Source organism: Methylobacterium sp. J-090 (genome assembly GCF_022829345.1).
Lineage (GTDB): Bacteria > Pseudomonadota > Alphaproteobacteria > Rhizobiales > Beijerinckiaceae > Methylobacterium.
The window spans coordinates 85,280-100,131 of sequence record NZ_JAKSXV010000097.1 but is presented as its reverse complement, the minus strand read 5'-3'; the positions used below and the strand labels follow the sequence as shown (position 1 = coordinate 100,131).

The 14,852-nt window shown below is 71.6% G+C and carries 17 protein-coding genes and 1 pseudogene; 10 read left to right on the top strand and 8 right to left on the bottom strand.

Translation table 11 applies throughout. The features are described 5' to 3' along the window. Positions 1-438 (bottom strand): annotated as a pseudogene (locus MKK49_RS19545) (hypothetical protein); the annotation flags it as partial. A 290-nt stretch (positions 439-728) separates the two neighbouring features. Between MKK49_RS19545 and MKK49_RS19540 the strand changes: the two are divergent. From MKK49_RS19540 to MKK49_RS19510, 7 genes are all read left to right on the top strand, one after another. Next, positions 729-1,283 (top strand): gluconokinase, encoded by a 555-nt coding sequence (locus MKK49_RS19540; protein WP_244031412.1) that lies wholly within the window; start codon positions 729-731, stop codon positions 1,281-1,283. Between the two features lie 7 nt (positions 1,284-1,290). Continuing rightward, entirely contained in the window at positions 1,291-2,115 is an 825-nt protein-coding gene (locus tag MKK49_RS19535) for a Cof-type HAD-IIB family hydrolase (RefSeq protein ID WP_244031410.1), read from the top strand. Between the two features lie 213 nt (positions 2,116-2,328). Beyond that, on the top strand, positions 2,329-3,249 hold the full coding sequence (locus MKK49_RS19530) for a lytic transglycosylase domain-containing protein (protein WP_244031408.1): 921 nt from the start codon (positions 2,329-2,331) through the stop codon (positions 3,247-3,249). 464 nt (positions 3,250-3,713) lie between these two features. Continuing rightward, positions 3,714-4,604 (top strand): helix-turn-helix transcriptional regulator, encoded by an 891-nt coding sequence (locus MKK49_RS19525; RefSeq protein WP_244031405.1) that lies wholly within the window; start codon positions 3,714-3,716, stop codon positions 4,602-4,604. Between the two features lie 286 nt (positions 4,605-4,890). Next, positions 4,891-5,748, top strand: coding sequence for a serine O-acetyltransferase (cysE, locus tag MKK49_RS19520; protein WP_056096482.1), 858 nt, complete (start codon positions 4,891-4,893; stop codon positions 5,746-5,748). Positions 5,749-5,898: 150 nt separating this feature from the next. Continuing rightward, positions 5,899-6,111, top strand: coding sequence for a DUF3126 family protein (locus MKK49_RS19515; protein WP_056096383.1), 213 nt, complete (start codon positions 5,899-5,901; stop codon positions 6,109-6,111). A gap of 134 nt (positions 6,112-6,245) precedes the next feature. Continuing rightward, entirely contained in the window at positions 6,246-6,575 is a 330-nt protein-coding gene (locus MKK49_RS19510) for a DUF6949 family protein (RefSeq protein WP_244031434.1), read from the top strand. Positions 6,576-6,578: 3 nt separating this feature from the next. On the opposite strand, the gene MKK49_RS19505 is transcribed toward MKK49_RS19510, so the two are convergent. From MKK49_RS19505 to MKK49_RS19490, 4 genes are all read right to left on the bottom strand, one after another. Continuing rightward, on the bottom strand, positions 6,579-7,280 hold the full coding sequence (locus MKK49_RS19505; protein WP_244031404.1) for a transglutaminase-like cysteine peptidase: 702 nt from the start codon (positions 7,278-7,280) through the stop codon (positions 6,579-6,581). Between the two features lie 365 nt (positions 7,281-7,645). Beyond that, a complete protein-coding gene (locus tag MKK49_RS19500) occupies positions 7,646-8,293 on the bottom strand; it encodes a transglutaminase-like cysteine peptidase (RefSeq protein ID WP_244031403.1) in 648 nt (215 codons plus the stop codon). Between the two features lie 218 nt (positions 8,294-8,511). Further along, complete coding sequence (locus tag MKK49_RS19495; protein ID WP_244031402.1) at positions 8,512-9,138, bottom strand: PilZ domain-containing protein; 627 nt, start codon at positions 9,136-9,138, stop codon at positions 8,512-8,514. A 278-nt stretch (positions 9,139-9,416) separates the two neighbouring features. Then, positions 9,417-10,022 carry a PAS domain-containing protein gene (locus MKK49_RS19490; RefSeq protein WP_244031401.1) on the bottom strand — a complete coding sequence of 202 codons (606 nt, stop codon included), beginning with the start codon at positions 10,020-10,022 and terminating at the stop codon, positions 9,417-9,419. Between the two features lie 303 nt (positions 10,023-10,325). Between MKK49_RS19490 and MKK49_RS19485 the strand changes: the two genes are divergently transcribed. Further along, positions 10,326-11,141 carry a rhomboid family intramembrane serine protease gene (locus tag MKK49_RS19485; RefSeq protein WP_244031400.1) on the top strand — a complete coding sequence of 272 codons (816 nt, stop codon included), beginning with the start codon at positions 10,326-10,328 and terminating at the stop codon, positions 11,139-11,141. Positions 11,142-11,330: 189 nt separating this feature from the next. Next, positions 11,331-11,762 carry a CBS domain-containing protein gene (locus MKK49_RS19480; protein ID WP_244031398.1) on the top strand — a complete coding sequence of 144 codons (432 nt, stop codon included), beginning with the start codon at positions 11,331-11,333 and terminating at the stop codon, positions 11,760-11,762. A 49-nt stretch (positions 11,763-11,811) separates the two neighbouring features. Here MKK49_RS19480 and MKK49_RS19475 read toward each other — a convergent pair whose 3' ends face one another. The 3 genes from MKK49_RS19475 to folE are packed head-to-tail and all read right to left on the bottom strand — an operon-like array spanning position 11,812 to position 14,149. Beyond that, on the bottom strand, positions 11,812-12,816 hold the full coding sequence (locus MKK49_RS19475) for a patatin-like phospholipase family protein (RefSeq protein WP_244031433.1): 1,005 nt from the start codon (positions 12,814-12,816) through the stop codon (positions 11,812-11,814). Between the two features lie 11 nt (positions 12,817-12,827). Further along, positions 12,828-13,277 carry a phosphoribosyl-AMP cyclohydrolase gene (gene hisI / locus MKK49_RS19470; RefSeq protein ID WP_244031396.1) on the bottom strand — a complete coding sequence of 150 codons (450 nt, stop codon included), beginning with the start codon at positions 13,275-13,277 and terminating at the stop codon, positions 12,828-12,830. 8 nt (positions 13,278-13,285) lie between these two features. Next, positions 13,286-14,149, bottom strand: coding sequence for a GTP cyclohydrolase I FolE (gene folE, locus MKK49_RS19465; RefSeq protein WP_244031394.1), 864 nt, complete (start codon positions 14,147-14,149; stop codon positions 13,286-13,288). Positions 14,150-14,393: 244 nt separating this feature from the next. Here folE and MKK49_RS19460 point away from each other — a divergent pair, with 244 nt between their 5' ends. Further along, a complete protein-coding gene (locus MKK49_RS19460; RefSeq protein WP_244031392.1) occupies positions 14,394-14,852 on the top strand; it encodes an iron-sulfur cluster assembly scaffold protein in 459 nt (152 codons plus the stop codon).

The following is a 14,852-nucleotide window of genomic DNA, read 5'->3' as shown; positions in this document are numbered from 1 at the left end:
GACGATGGTGGTGAGCGGCACCGTGGCGGTGAGGTTGCCGCGCGAGAGCCGGACGAAGGTCTCGTTGACGGGCGCCTTCACGCCGCCGGCGGTGGCGACGACGTCGAGGAGGCGGTCGCCCTTGCCGGACAGGGGCACGCGCGCACCGCTCACGGCCTCGCCCGAGACGGTGACGAAAGCGGCGGCCCCGATGAACGGCGCCAGGGAGGGCCGGTGTTCGCCGGAGGAGGCCAGCAGGATGTCCCGCGGCCGTCCGCGCAGAGCCGCGACGGGGGCGGGGGGGAGATCGACGATCTCGTAGCGCGCGACGGTGCCCTCGCTCGTCGAGACGTCGGCCCCGGCCACGATGGCGCCCGTCGTCGGACCCGCACCGGGGAGGATCGAGGAGCAGCCCGACACCGCCAGGGCGGTGCAGAGGGCCAGGGGCAGAACGCGCATGCAGGATCGCCTGTCGGTTTCTCTCATCCGCTGCCTAGACCATCGCCACCGCCCTGTCCGTGGCGGGGGGGTCACAGTCCCACCAGGACCGGCCCGGCGCCGGAATCGTCCCCGCTGTGCACCGGGGTCGCGATGCCCGCATGTGCCTCCCGGCGCCACCACCGTCCATCCCCTCGATCGGCGGCGTGGACCATTCCCCGTGGGCGGGCCACACTCCACCGGCTCCCGCCGCTTCCCCGCCCACGCCCTTTCCGCCCGCCCCTTTCCCCGACTTCGGACCCGAGATCACCATGCAGGCAGGCCCCCTCCCTTCCCTCGACCGGGGACCCGGCGTGATCGTGGTGATGGGCGTCTCGGGCTCGGGCAAGAGCACCGTGGCGGCCTGCCTGGCGGAGCGCCTCGGCTGGGCCTTCGTCGACGGGGACGATTTCCACAGCGCCGCGCACGTCGCCAAGATGCGCGCAGGTCATCCCCTGGACGACGACGACCGGACGCCCTGGCTCGCCGCCATCGGCGCCTGGATCGACACCCGGCTCCAGACCCGCGAGCCCGGAATCGTGGTCTGCTCGGCCCTGCGGCGGGCCTATCGCGACGCCCTCGTGCGCGGACGCCCCGAGGTCAGGATCGCCTATCTGGCGGGTGACCGCGACCTCATCGAGGGGCGGCTCGCCCATCGCCGGGGGCACTTCATGCCGGCCGCCCTCCTCGACACCCAGTTCGCCATCCTGGAACCGCCGGCAGCGGAGGAGAACGCGGTCGTGGTCGGCATCGACGCGCCCGCCGACGCCATCGCCGCAACGATCGCGGTCCGTTTGGGATTGGAGGAGGGCCAACAGGAGACATAGACCGCCCATGGACGCATCCGCCCCGCCCATCGCCCTCGTCATCTCCGACGTGGACGGCACCCTGGTGACCACGGACAAGCGCCTGACGCCGGCCACCCGCGCGGCGGTGCGGCGCCTCGGAGAGGCCGGCATCGGCTTCACCGTCGCGTCGAGCCGGCCGCCCATGGGCCTCGCCGCCCTGGTGGCGGATCTCGACCTGCGCCTGCCGCTCGGCGCGTTCAACGGCAGCACCGTCGTCGCCCCCGATTTCGGCGTCCTGTCGGAGACCCTGATCCCGGCCGCCATCGCGCGGGACGCCGTCGCACGGCTGGCGCGGGACGGCCTCGACATCTGGGTGTTCGCGCACGGGACCTGGAACCTGCGCGACCCGCGGGGCCCCTACACCGACCTCGAACGGCGCACCCTCGGGGCGGAGCCGACCGTGGTGGCCAGCCTCGACCCGCTCCTCGAGCACGCCGCCAAGATCGTCGGGGTCAGCGCGGATACGGCGCACCTCGCCACCTGCGAGACCCGTCTGGCCGCCGCCCTGGGGGAGGGGGCCGACGTCCACCGCTCCCAGCCCTACTACCTCGACGTGACGCCGGCCGGCGCCGGGAAGGGGGGCTTCGTCGACGCCATGAGCCGGCGCCTCGGGATCGACCGCGCCCGCATCGCCACCCTGGGGGATGCCGGCAACGACGTGCCGATGTTCGCCCGCAGCGGCCTGTCCATCGCCATGGGCAACGCCGCCCCGGCCGTGCGGGCGGCGGCCCGTGCCGTGACCGCGGACAACGACAGCGATGGTTTTTCCCGCGCCATCGACGAATTCGTTTTGCACCGCCTTCCGGCCTGAGGTCCCCGGCGGGCCGCCGTCGCGCCAGACCCTTGCGCGGACTGCGAAATTCGACGCGGGCGCGCCGCGCATGTTTCCAGAGCGTGTATCATGTGCGCCACAGCACACGGGGAAAGCCCGGGCCTGCCGCCGCAATCGGGGCAGGGAGCCGCTTTCCAGCCTCATTTGGCCCCGACCTTGACCGTTCAGAACAAGGACGATCCGGGTCACCGCATGAACCAGCGCCTCCTGCTCCTCGCCGTCGCCGCGTTGGCCATCCCGGTCCAGATCCTGCCCGCTCCGGCCCTCGCCCAGGGCAAGGCCGCACGGGACAACATCGACGCGCTGATCGAGGAGCAGGCCCGCGCCGCCGGCGTTCCGGCGAGCTTCGTCCACGCGGTCGTGAAGCGCGAGAGCAACTACAACCCGAACGCCAAGGGCGGCAGCGCGCTCGGCCTGATGCAGATCAAGCCCGCCACGGCCCGCGGCCTCGGCTATCAGGGCGACGCGGCCGGGCTGTTCGATCCGGCGGTGAACCTGCGCTACGGCATCGCCTACCTCGCCGGCGCCTACAAGACCGCCAAGGGCGACCTCGCCCGGGCCTACGGCTACTACAACCGCGGCTACTACTACGCCGCCAAGCGCCTCGGCATCGAGGCGGACGTGCCCGAGGGCGTGACGACCGTCGCCTCCGGGGCCAAATCCGGCGCCGCCTTCACCAGCGCCTTCGACCGCACGGCATCGGTCGGCTCCAATCCCGTCGATCCCAATCTCGCCGCCGCCAACACCGCCCTGGCCTACGCGCCGAGCCCGACGGCCAACGCCATCCCGACGGAGCGCGTCGAGGTTCCGCTGCCGCCGCGCCGGCCGGCCGGCCTCTCGGGTTCGGTCGCACCCACGGCGATGGCGAGCCTCGACCCGGCGCCGGCCGCCATCGCGCCCCTCGCGCCCGCCCCGGCCCCCATGGCTTCACAAGCGCCGGCGGCCTCGCAAGCGCTAGCGACGGAGACGGCGCCGAGCGAGCGCGTCGAGGTGCCCCTGCCGCCGCGCCGGCCCTCGGCCGTCCTGCTCGCCTCGGCAGGGCGACCGATTGTCGCGAAGAAGGCCGCCGCCGCGCCGGTCCTCGAAGCCTCGGCGCTGCCCGCCGACCAGTAGGGCGGCACTTTCCGCGCCGCGAAACCGGCCGGGCACACCTGCCCGACGAACTTTCCCTCGCGATTCGACACGGCTCGAGTCTTTCGCGCCGCCCCTGCGGGGCCATTCCCGCTTCCCGGCGGAACAGGCCGCGCTGCGCCTTGTCCCGTTGGGCCCGGATTTTCCCTTCGCGTGCGGAGGCCGGACCGCTTGCACTCGCCCGTCCCACGCCTCACATGCTGCACCGCACAGGATTTTTGGCCCAAGCGGTTTTCGGTACGCCGCCGCAGGCTTATTAATCCTGTTTCGTACAGTGCCGCATCGACATAATTTTTCCGGATCTGGACCTGATAGAGATATCGATCCTTCCGCCGAAGCATTATCGCTCCGACCTACCACTTTATGGTGTCGGAGAGCGGTGGGCCTGAGATCAAGAGTTGCGCAGGCCCCCGGCCTGTCCGCCAATCGAGAAGACGAACGACGGCATGGCCGGCGCGGCAGAACAAGAATCGACCTTCCTGGCAGAGCTGGGCCGGCGCGTCCGGCACGCCCGCACCGTCCGCGGACTCTCGCGCAAGCTCCTGTCGCAGACGTCCGGCCTGTCCGAGCGCTACATCGCGCAGCTCGAGAGCGGGCAGGGCAACGTCTCGATCATCCTCCTGCGCCGGGTCGCCAACGCCATGGGCGTGCGCCTCGACGACCTCATCGCCGGCCAGGACACGACGCCGGACTGGCACGTGGTCCGCGATCTCCTCGGCCAGGCGTCGAGCGAGCAGATCGCCCTGGCCAAGGGCATCCTGTCGGGGCAGGCCCCGGCCGGCGGTGACGCGCCGCAGCCCCGGGTCGCCGTGATCGGCCTGCGGGGTGCGGGCAAATCGACCCTCGGGCGGCGAGTCGCCGAGCGCCTGGGCTGGGCGTTCATCGAGCTGAACGCCGAGATCGAGCGCGAGAACGCCCTGTCGGTCAAGGAGATCTTCGCGATCTATGGCCAGGAGGGCTACCGCCGCCTGGAGCAGGCGGCCCTGCGCCGCCTCACCGAGCATCCCGGGCCCCTCATCCTGGCGACCAGCGGCGGCATCGTCGCCGAGCCCCTGACCTACGATCTCCTGCTGCAGGCGTTCTTCACGATCTGGCTGCGGGCACGGCCCGAGGAGCACATGCAGCGCGTGCGCGAGCAGGGCGACCTCGCGACCACGGGCGACCACCCGTCGGCCATGCAGGAGCTCAGGGCGGTGCTCGCCAGCCGCGAGCCGCTCTACGCGCGTGCGCCCTCCGTGGTCGACACCTCCGACGTTCCCGTCGAGACCATGGTCGATCGCCTCGCCGCCGCCATCGAGGCGCGTTTCGGTGCCGTGGACCAGTCCCGCAACCCCTGAGACGGGCCGCCTCGGCGGGGTGCGTCACCCGCCGCCCTTGATCGGCGCCTCCCGGCACCACACGCTATGGATGATCGCCGCGTCGAGCCGTGGCGGCCAAGGATGCCTCCCGAACTCGAGGGTACTTCCCGAACTCGGTACTTCCCGAACTGAAGGGAGCTCCCCTGGAACATCCGGCCGCGCGGGGCCGTCTGCCGCCGGCGGTGCCCCCGCGGCACCGGCGGCGATCCCGCAAGTTGTGTCACCGTCACGGCATCGGCCGAGTCCCGGCCTCGAGGAGGAGCCCATGTCCGCCCGTTCTTCCCTGACCAGGCCCGCCGACCGGGAGACGGTCGCGACCCTCGATCCGATCTGGACCCGCGTGCGCGCCGAGGCCGAGGCCCTCGTGCGCGAGGAGCCCCAGCTCGCCTCCTTCATCGTCGCGACCATCCTCAACCATCCGAGCCTCGAGGCGGCGGTCGCGCACCGGGTCGCCGCGCGCCTCGGCCACCAGTCGCTCCCGGCCGAGCTCGTGGCCCACGGCTTCCACGAGGCCATCGCCGACGATCCGCGCCTGGGCGAGATCTTCCGCGCCGATATCGGTGCCGTCCTCGACCGCGACCCGGCCACCACCCGCGCCATCGAGCCGGTGCTGTACTTCAAGGGCTTCCACGCCCTCCAGGCCCACCGCCTCGCGCACTGGTACTGGACGCACAAGCGCCGCGACCTCGCCCTCTACCTGCAGAGCCGCTCCTCAGAGGTGTTCCAGACGGACATCCACCCGGCGGCGCGGATCGGGCGCGGGGTGTTCCTCGACCATGCCACCGGCCTCGTGGTCGGCTCCACGGCGGTGATCGACGACGACGTCTCGATCCTGCACGCGGTGACGCTCGGCGGTACGGGCAAGCAGGGCGGCGACCGCCACCCCAAGATCCGCCGCGGCGTGATGATCGGCGCCGGCGCCAAGATCCTCGGCAACATCGAGGTCGGGGAATGCGCCCGCGTCGCCGCCGGCTCGGTGGTGCTGCGCGCCGTGCCGCCCCACACCACGGTGGTGGGCGTGCCCGCCCGCGTCGTCGGCACCGCCGGCTGCGCCGAGCCCGCCCGCGCCATGGACCAGCTGCTCGGCCTCGAAACCTTCATTCACATGGCCGAGGGCATCTGACGCGCGGCCGCTCCCCCGCTTGACCGGACTCGGCTCGCCCGTACTCGGCTTGCCCATGCCCCGGCGGCGTGGCAAGCGGTCCGGGACTCGAGCGCCGCGACCGCCACCGGGCGCGGGCCGATCCGACCCCGAATGCGAGAGGCGATCAGCGTGACCAAGACCGACATCACCAAGGTACAGGACTTCCTCCGCCGGACCTTCGCCAACGCCAACATCCGCCTCGTGCCCCGCCCGAAGAAGGACGATTCGGCCGAGGTCTATATCGGCGAGGAGTTCCTGGGCGTGGTCTCCGTGGACGACGAGGACGGCGACCGCTCGTTCAACTTCGCCATGGCGATCCTCGACATCGACCTCGAGGACTGACGTCTCCAACGCGTCGGGTCATCGGCCGATGGCCTGTGCGCGGGCTTAACCCTGAGGTGAAGAAAGCCTTAACGTTTCGTAAACAGCAGGGCAGAGTGGGCTTCACTATTCTTTAAGCGTGGAGCGTTCGCGTGATGTCCCTCAGCCCCTCGGCCCTCGACTCGATCCAGACCCTGTGCGTCGGCCTCGCCCTGTCCGGGCTGCTCGCCAGTGCGTTCGAATTGTTCACCGAGCGGCGGGCAAGCTTCAGCCTGCTCGAGCGCGGCGGCGTCACCGCCGTGGCGGCCCTGCCGATGCTGGCCTTCGGCGCCCCCTTCATCATCCTGCGCAACACCGTGCGGGGCCGGCGCCTGGAGCGCCGGCCGATCCCGTTCGTGATGATCGCCACGATGATCGCCTGCGGCTGGAGCCTGATGTCGGGCCGCGTCGCCCTCGATCTGGCCCATCTCATCGCGGGCGTGTGACGCTCAGCGGTTGGCCGTCGCCACGGGCGAGGCGCCGCCGTTGAGGGTGACCCAGGCCAGGCCGTCCTGGCCCTCGCGCTTGATGAAGGTGTAGCCCGTGCGCGGGCCGGACAGGATCGCGTTGGTCTTGTTGTCGAGGATGAGGTCGCCGCGATCCGTGCGCACCATGAGGACCGCGTGGCCCTCGCCGATGTCGTCGATCACCACGGTCATCCGCAGGGCGCGCCGGGGCAGGCCGCGCTCCACCAGCATCCGCCGCTTGAGGAGCTGGAAATCCTCGCAATCGCCCGACCCGTCGTCGGGGAAGTCCCAGCGGTCGACGACGCCCCAATGGGCCATGTCGGTGATCGGCCGGATGCGCTCGTTGACCCGGCGGTTGACGCTGTCGAGGGTCGCCCGGACCGCCGGCGTCAGGGTGATGCGGGTCGGCTCCGTGACGTTGACGGCGCACTCGCCGGGATAGCGCGCGCAGAAGGCGTTCCAGGCCGCCACCGGACGGGCCTCGGTGCCCGCGCCGAGGGCGGGCGCGTCGGGCAGGGCGGCCACGGGACGGGCCGTGACGGGCTGCGCTTGCGTACCGGCGCCGCCGAGGAGCAGGATCGACCCGACGAGGGACAGGCGGGCGGCGCGGGCGAGGCGCTCGCGAAGGGTGCCCCTCGTGCCCCTCGCCGGTTCGCCGAGGCTGTGCAGAATCGCGTGCCGCATCCGGTTCGCCCTGCCGTCCATTGCTGATACGGCAAAGTTGGCACGGCGGCGCCCGGCGCTCAATCGTAAAGTTAAACCCCCGTTAACCGCCGAGGGCGCGTCCGGTTCCATTCCGGCACATGATGCATTCGCGCAACCGTGCTGGCACCGGTCCGCCCCCCGTCCGCGTGGCCCATGGTCGGGATCGACGCGGTCAGGCGGGCGACCGCCGCGCGCCGATGCATCGGGCTCATCGCGGCCTGATCCGGCCTCCTCGATCGGAGCGGTGGCTGGATCGCACAAGCCTGCGTGGCGTCCGGGCGAAGCCCGGATCCGCCATCCCCCAATCCGCCGTTCCGAAGGGATCGGCCGGATTTGGTACGATCTCAGCGGTTGGCCGTGGTGGTGGGCGAGGTCACGCCGCCCAGCGACACCCAGGCCACGGCGTCGGTGCCCTCGCGCTTGATGAAGACGTATCCGGTCCGGTGCCAGGGCAGGACGGCACCCGTCTTGTTGTCGAGGACGAAGTCGCCCCGGTCGGTGATGAGGGTGAGGACCGCGTGACCCTCGCCCTTCTCGTCGATGACCACGGTCATCCGCATGGCCCGGCGCGGCAGGCCGGCCTCGGCGAGCAGCTTGCGCTTCAAGAGCTGGAAATCCTCGCAATCGCCCGAGCCGTCCTCGGCGAGATCCCAGCGGTCCGGGGTGCCCCAATGGTCGAGGTCGGTCACGGGGCGGATCGCGGCGTTGATCCGGCGGTTCACCGTCGTGATGGTGGTCCAGGCCGTCGGCGTCAGGGTGATGCGGGCCGGCTCGTTCGCGTCGATGGCGCATTCGGCGGCGTAGCGCTCGCAGAAGGCGACCCAGGCGGCGATGGGACGGGCGGCCCCGACGGGCGCCGCGAGGGTCGCGGGGGCGGGCAGGGCGGCGAGAAGCGTCGGGGAGGTCTGCGCGCGGGAGGCGGTCGTGCCGAGGGCCGTCACGGCCAGGATCAGGGCCCCGAGAACAAAGCCCCCCCGAGCGATCGACTTCATCCCGCGCATCGCAACCCCCGTCGTCAACAGGGTCAGGATGCGGGGACGGCTCCTCCGCCGCGCTGAAGCCGATCCGCGCAATTTTATCGAATCGGCCCGGCCCCCCGGCTCTCGCGCGACAGGACCAACCCGCCGCTTCCACGATCGTTAGCAGTTGCGCGGCGGATTTCAGGAAACGGAAACCATCGTGCTGGCCCGTGGCGGGACCGGAACGATGGTCAGAGCCGAAGGCCCTCGTGGAAGCGGTCCGGGGAGATCGGCAGGAGGAAGTTCACGCCGACGCCCCCCTCGAAATGGCGCACCACGCGCCCGGGGGTCCGCCCGACGACGACGCTGCTGCCCAAAGCCGGGGCGATGCCGGCGCTGAGGGCGACGCCGGACATGGAGACGTCGATGATCCGGGCCGGAATCTCGCGCCCCGTCTCGAGGCGCAGGGTCACGCCGGGCGTATCGGGCTTGAGGCGCTCGTGGGTGCGGCCCTCGGGCAGGCCGAGGCTCTCGCGGTTGGCGAGCCAGGTCAGCTGGGACGCGATCTTCTCGCGCTTGCGCGGGGTGGCGCTGAGGCGCACGGCGAAGCCCTCGGGCATCAGGCGGGCGACGACGCCTTCCAGGCGGCCGATCTCCTCCAGGTACAGCACCACGCGCTCGTCGATGAGACCCGGCTCCGCACAGGTCATGCGGACGCCGCCCGGCGACATGTCCACGGTCTGGCACGGGAATTCCCTGCGATCCGACAGCATGTAACGACCGAGCAGGGCGACCTTGACCCGCTGATGGCGGCGCAGATCCGACGCACGGACACCGCGCGTCAGTTTCACTTCGGGTCGTACGAGGGCCTCAAGCATGATGGACCAAGGTCTCGGTTTCGTAACGGTAACGGACCCTAGGCGGTGCTGGTTACGAAACTCTTCCGCGATCCGATCGGGATCACGCCCTACGTGTATTTTCGCGCCGACGGGTCCCGGCTCGACAACACCTGCGCCGAGCGGACTCTACTCGCCCGGCGGTCTTGGAATCGGACAAGTCGAAGTCGTGAGGACTTGCCTGTGAGGCCATCGGCCGTCGCATCGGACGATCGCGATGGATGACGATCGCGATGAATCGAGCACATCCGGCTCCGTTCTCACCCCCGTCCGCCGGGATGGACGAGGAGGTGCCCGCGGCGGAAGGGCAGGGCGTCGTTGGCGGGGGTCGGCAGGTTGCGCAGGGCCGCCTCGGCATCGTCCGCGCGCCTGGGATGGGGGTCGAGCACCCGCAGGGAGCTGGTGCGCAGGCGCGTGACCGGACGCAGGCCGAGCCAGTGCGGCACGCAATGCGGGCTGAGGGCGCCGAGGATGCGCGTCTGGGTCTGGCCCCGGTGGCGCAGGGGCAGGAGGATGAGTTCGAGGTCGATGGTCTCGTTGCGCACCGTGGTTCCCGTCAGGCCGGCCACGACCCCGAGGGTGTCCACCGCGACGGTCTCCACGAGGCGCCAGGGGTCGGCGTCGGGCGCGCCCCACAGGTCCGAGAAGGCGTTGGTGCGCAGCTCGCGCCCGAACAGCGCGCAGACGCGGGTCCCGGCGAGGCGAATCGCGGCGGCGCTGCCCGGCACGTCGACCTCGAGGATCAGGCTGTCGGCCAGCAGGTGGCGGATCGCGCCGGGCTCGATCTCGCTGCGCTCGGGGGCGGCCCGCTCCCGGCGAAGGCCGTCCCAGTAACTGTGGAGCAGGCGACTCGTCGGATGCTTCATGGTGTCCTGCGATGGCACGGCCCTGGGGGCGTCTGCGGGGCGAGTTCCATTTCGGGACACGGCGGGCCGTACCACGAAGGAATTCTTCACCCTGGCGCATACACTATGCCGCCTCCCCGAAGACCGCCCGCTTAACTGTTATTTAAGGTTAATACCTTTAAGGTTAACGACCACGGCATTCCGCGGCGCCGGAACGCTCGCACGGCCGGAACGCTCGCAGTCGCGGGGGGACTTTCGCACGTGGGGGGCTTTCTCACGCGGGGGGGGCTTGCCGCCTCCGTGAAAGCCCGGACAAGGTGGCGCATGGATGCCATGCCCGACCTGCCGCGCCAGAGCCGCGTTCCGATCTTCAACATGCCGGGCGTGGTCACCGCCTCCATCGCCGTCCTGCTGGCGGTCCACGCCCTGCGCGAATTCGTGCTGCCCGATGCCTGGGACGTCTGGGCGCTCATCCACCTCGCCCTGATCCCGGGACGCTGGAGCGTGGCCATCGACCCGTCGCGGATCGAGGACCTCCTGAAGGCGGCGGCCGGCGCCGTCGGCGACGCGGACGTGGTGGACGCGCGCCAGGCCTTCGCCCGCTACATCGCCGCGGAGCCGTCGGCCAGCCCCTGGACCTTCGCGACCTACGCGCTCCTGCACGGCTCGTGGACGCACGTGATCTTCAACAGCGTCTGGCTCGCCGCCTTCGGCTCGCCCGTGGCCCGCCGCTACGGCGTTCTGCGCTACGGCCTCATCGCCCTGGCCGGCGCCGTGGCCGGCGGCGCCCTGCACGTCCTCCTCGATCCCCTGAGCACGGCGCCCCTCATCGGTGCCTCGGCGGGCGTCTCGGCCCTGATGGCGGCCGCCGCCCGCTTCGTGTTCCAGCCGCCCCCGGCCTACACGGCGGCCCAGCCCTGGCAATTGCCGCCGCGCCAGCGCCTCCAGACCATTCCCGAGCTCATGCGCAACCGCACGGCGGTGATGTTCCTCGGCATCTGGCTCGTGACCAACTTCCTGTTCGGCGTCATCGCCCTGCCGATGGGGGCCGAGGCGACGGCGGTCGCCTGGGACGCCCACCTCGGCGGCTTCCTCGTCGGGTTCTTCATGCTGCCCCTCGTCGACCGCCATCGCGGCTGAGCGTCCCTCGCGAAACCCGCGCGCGGACAGGGTTTCACCCCCCGGGCCCGCTTGCCAGAACGTGATGCTGGCCACACAATCGCCACAGAGGGTCACGGCGTCCGCGGGCGCCGCGGCGCCTCGACCCAAAACCGCGAGCCGGGGCGAACCCGGCCGCAAGGGGCCGTGTGAACCAGGAAGGAAACATCCATGACCGTTGCCCGCATCCTCGCCGAGAAAGGCCGCTCCGTCGTCACGGTGGAGCCGCAGCGGACCCTCGACGAGGCGATCCATCTGCTCGCCGAGAAGCGCATCGGCGCCGTCGTCGTCAGCGATGTCGAGGGCGCGGTTCTCGGCATCCTGTCCGAGCGCGACATCATGCGGGCGCTCGCCCGCCAGGGGGCCGGGGCGCTCGACGCCCTCGTCTCTGAGCACATGACCGCCACCGTCGTCACCTGCGCCCGCGACACCAGCGTCGAGGACGTGATGCACCTCATGACCGACGGCCGCTTCCGCCACGTCCCCGTGCTGGAGGAGGGGCGGCTCGCCGGCCTCATCTCCATCGGCGACGTGGTCAAGCGCCGGATCGCGGCGGTGGAGGCCGAGCATCAGGCCATGCGCGACTACATCACCATGGCGTGATCCGCCCGGACCGCGATGAGCCCGCCCCATCGAGGGCCGCGTCCGACGATCAGACCCTGGCGGCGGCCGACGCGAGGGTCGCGCGGATGGCCGGCAGGGCGGCGCGGGCGGCGTCTCGCCCGAGGGCGATCCCTTCCGCCGCGCGGTGGAACTCGAACAGGCCCATCCCGGCCAAGCGCGGCGAGATGGTCACATCGGGCGGGTCGCCGGCCAGACGCGCCCGCGAGATCTTGTCCTGGGTGATGTTGAAGGCGTCGAGCATCACCCGGGCCATGCCGGGGCTCGGCATGTCCGGCGACGGCCGGCGCCGCCCCCCCAGGAGGTGCCACGGCCGGCGCCGCCGCCGGATCGGCGCGGGCGGCGCCTCGCCCGCGGGATCGACGGGCTCGAGGATCACGGGTCCGCCGGCCTCGCGCGGGTCGCCGTTGAGGTTGATGCAGATCACCACATCCGCTCCGAGGGCGCGGGCGAGGCCGACGGGGACGGGATTGACCAGGGTCCCGTCCATGAGGAGGCGACCGCCGAGCCGCACGGGCGGAAACACGCCCGGCAGGGCGTAGGAGGCCCGCAACGCTTCGACGAGGTTGCCGCGGGTGAGCCAGACCTCCTGGCCGGTCCCGAGATCGGTGGCGACGCTGGCGAACCGGACAGCCAGATGCTCGACGCGGCGGTCGGCGAGGTCCCGCTCCAGGCGCTGACGCAGGCGCGCGCCCGCGATGAGGCCGGAGCCGAGGCGCAGGTCGAGGAGGCCGACGACGCGGCGCTTGGTCAGGGACAGGGCGAAGGCCTTGAGCAGGCCGAGCTGGCCCGCCGCGTAGCAGCCGCCGACGACGGCGCCGATGGAGCAGCCCGTCACCACGCCGGGGTGGATGCCGGCTTCCTCCAGCACCTCGATGGCGCCGATATGCGACCAGCCCCGGGCCGAGCCGCCGCCGAGCGCGAGGCCGATGCGGGGACCGCGCGGGGCCGGGGCCGCGACGGGCTCGACGGCGCCCGCGCCGATTCGCCCGGCGTCGGACGCCGACCCGTCCCAGCTTATCCCGTCCCAGGTCATGCCGCCCCAGGTCATGCGGGATCGTTCACCCGTGACACGACGGGCTGCAGGCGCACCGGCGCGGCCGTTCCGTCGCCGGCGACGGGCCCGAGTTCGACGCGGCGGTAGAAGCAGTCGCGCCGGCCCGTATGGCAGCAGCCGCCGTCGCCCCCGACCGCGACGCGGATGAGGACGGCGTCCTGGTCGCAATCGACCCGCATCTCGACGACGCGCTGGATCTGCCCGGAGGTGGCGCCCTTGTGCCAGAGTTCCGCGCGGGAGCGCGACCAGTACCAGGCTTCGCCCGTCTCCAGGGTGCGGGCGAGGGACTCGGCGTTCATGTGGGCGAGCATGAGCACCTGCCCGTCCACGGCGTCGACGGCGATGCAGGCGATCAGGCCGTTCGCGTCGAAGCGGGGGGTGAGGACGGCCCCCTCCTCGACCTCGGCCTTCGTGCCCGGTGCCGCGAAGGGAATCGTCATCGGGAGGCTCAGGGCTTGTTGCGCACGAGGGTCAGGAAGCGGACCTGCTCGTTGGGGTCGTTCCGGAACGCGCCGCGGAACTGGGTGGTGATGGTCGAGACCCCGGCCTTCTGCACGCCGCGCATGGCCATGCAGAGGTGCTCGGCCTCCACCATCACGGCGATGCCGCGCGGCTTGAGGATGCTCTCGATCACGTCCGCGATCTGCGCCGTCATGGTCTCCTGCGTCTGCAGGCGGCGGGCGAAGGTATCGACCACGCGGGCGAGCTTCGACAGACCGACCACACCCTTGGTCGGATAGTAGGCGATGTGGGCGAGCCCCATGAACGGCACCATGTGGTGCTCGCAGTGCGAGTAGAACGGGATGTCGCGCACGAGGACGATGTCGGAATAGCCTTCGACCTCCTCGAACACCCGCTCCAGGAGCTTGTCGGCATCCTGCTCGTAGCCGCCGAAGAGCTGGCCGTAGGCCTTGACCACCCGGGCGGGGGTGTCGCGCAGGCCCTCGCGGTTCGGATCGTCCCCGGCCCAGCGCAGGAGGGTGCGCACGGCGGCCTCGGCCTCCTCGCGGCTCGGGCGGCCGGTGGCGATGGCCTCGGGCGTGCGCTTGGCGGAAGACGGCAAGGGGGCGATTTCGGGGGCGATTTCCGGGGCAGGCACCGGGACCGGCGCCAAAGTTGGTGCGTTGTCGTTGCGCATGCCGTTGAGGGACGCGGCGCCGTTCGGGCGCGGCGCATCCGGGGTCTTGGGTGTCATCCGCGAATCCTCCGTCTCGGTCAGGCGGTAGGACAGGGACTTGAGCGCGGCATCCATGGCATCTTCCGCCCGAGCGATCCGGGTCGTCATCGTGTTGCTGTCGGGCTTGGCGTACATCGTCGAACCACTGGCCGTCTGAGGCATCGGCCGGCGGGGACGCCCTGGCCGCAGGCGCGACCCCGGCCGTGGGCGCGGCCCGGATCGACGATCCGCCTCCTCGCGAAACGGTGCGTTGGCGCCTATATCGTCGTTATCGCGCCGCCGCGCAATGCGGCCGGCGCGGATCAGACAACCGGGACCGGAAGCCGGCTTCGCCCGAGGCCGTTCCTCCCCTGTGGATCCTGCCGAGAGGACGCCGCCCATGCTCGACGACATCTACAACCGTCGCATCCTCGAACTCGCCGCCGACATTCCCCGCCTCGGGCGCCTGCCCGCCCCCGACGCCAGCGCCACCGCCCACTCGAAGCTGTGCGGCTCCACCGTCACGGTGGACCTCTGCGTCGCGGACGGGGTCGTCACGGACTTCGCCCACGCGGTGAAGGCGTGTGCGCTGGGCCAGGCCTCGTCCTCCCTCATGGCCCGCCACGTCGTCGGCGCCACGACACAGGATCTGCGCGCGGTCCGCGAGGCCATGCGAACCATGCTGAAGGAGAACGGCCCGGTGCCGGAGGGCGTCTGGGCGGATCTCGCCGTGCTGGAGCCCGTGCGCGACTACAAGGCCCGCCACGCCTCGACGCTTCTCACCTTCGACGCGGTGGTCGATGCCCTCGATCAGGCCGCCGCCAGGTCCCAGGCTTCCGAACCCCAGGCCGCCGCCTGA

Excerpts from the sequence above, each read along its gene's own strand:
- hisI (WP_244031396.1), bottom strand. The coding sequence starts at position 13,277 with ATGACGATTCCCTTCGCGGCACCGGGCACGAAGGCCGAGGTCGAGGAG.
- MKK49_RS19485 (WP_244031400.1), top strand. The coding sequence starts at position 10,326 with ATGGATGCCATGCCCGACCTGCCGCGCCAGAGCCGCGTTCCGATCTTC.
- MKK49_RS19460 (WP_244031392.1), top strand. The coding sequence starts at position 14,394 with ATGCTCGACGACATCTACAACCGTCGCATCCTCGAACTCGCCGCCGAC.
- folE (WP_244031394.1), bottom strand. The coding sequence starts at position 14,149 with ATGTACGCCAAGCCCGACAGCAACACGATGACGACCCGGATCGCTCGG.
- MKK49_RS19535 (WP_244031410.1), top strand. The coding sequence starts at position 1,291 with ATGGACGCATCCGCCCCGCCCATCGCCCTCGTCATCTCCGACGTGGAC.
- MKK49_RS19490 (WP_244031401.1), bottom strand. The coding sequence starts at position 10,022 with ATGAAGCATCCGACGAGTCGCCTGCTCCACAGTTACTGGGACGGCCTT.
- MKK49_RS19495 (WP_244031402.1), bottom strand. The coding sequence starts at position 9,138 with ATGCTTGAGGCCCTCGTACGACCCGAAGTGAAACTGACGCGCGGTGTC.
- MKK49_RS19530 (WP_244031408.1), top strand. The coding sequence starts at position 2,329 with ATGAACCAGCGCCTCCTGCTCCTCGCCGTCGCCGCGTTGGCCATCCCG.
- MKK49_RS19505 (WP_244031404.1), bottom strand. The coding sequence starts at position 7,280 with ATGCGGCACGCGATTCTGCACAGCCTCGGCGAACCGGCGAGGGGCACG.
- MKK49_RS19500 (WP_244031403.1), bottom strand. The coding sequence starts at position 8,293 with ATGAAGTCGATCGCTCGGGGGGGCTTTGTTCTCGGGGCCCTGATCCTG.
- MKK49_RS19540 (WP_244031412.1), top strand. The coding sequence starts at position 729 with ATGCAGGCAGGCCCCCTCCCTTCCCTCGACCGGGGACCCGGCGTGATC.
- MKK49_RS19480 (WP_244031398.1), top strand. The coding sequence starts at position 11,331 with ATGACCGTTGCCCGCATCCTCGCCGAGAAAGGCCGCTCCGTCGTCACG.
- MKK49_RS19510 (WP_244031434.1), top strand. The coding sequence starts at position 6,246 with ATGTCCCTCAGCCCCTCGGCCCTCGACTCGATCCAGACCCTGTGCGTC.
- MKK49_RS19475 (WP_244031433.1), bottom strand. The coding sequence starts at position 12,816 with ATGACCTGGGACGGGATAAGCTGGGACGGGTCGGCGTCCGACGCCGGG.
- cysE (WP_056096482.1), top strand. The coding sequence starts at position 4,891 with ATGTCCGCCCGTTCTTCCCTGACCAGGCCCGCCGACCGGGAGACGGTC.
- MKK49_RS19525 (WP_244031405.1), top strand. The coding sequence starts at position 3,714 with ATGGCCGGCGCGGCAGAACAAGAATCGACCTTCCTGGCAGAGCTGGGC.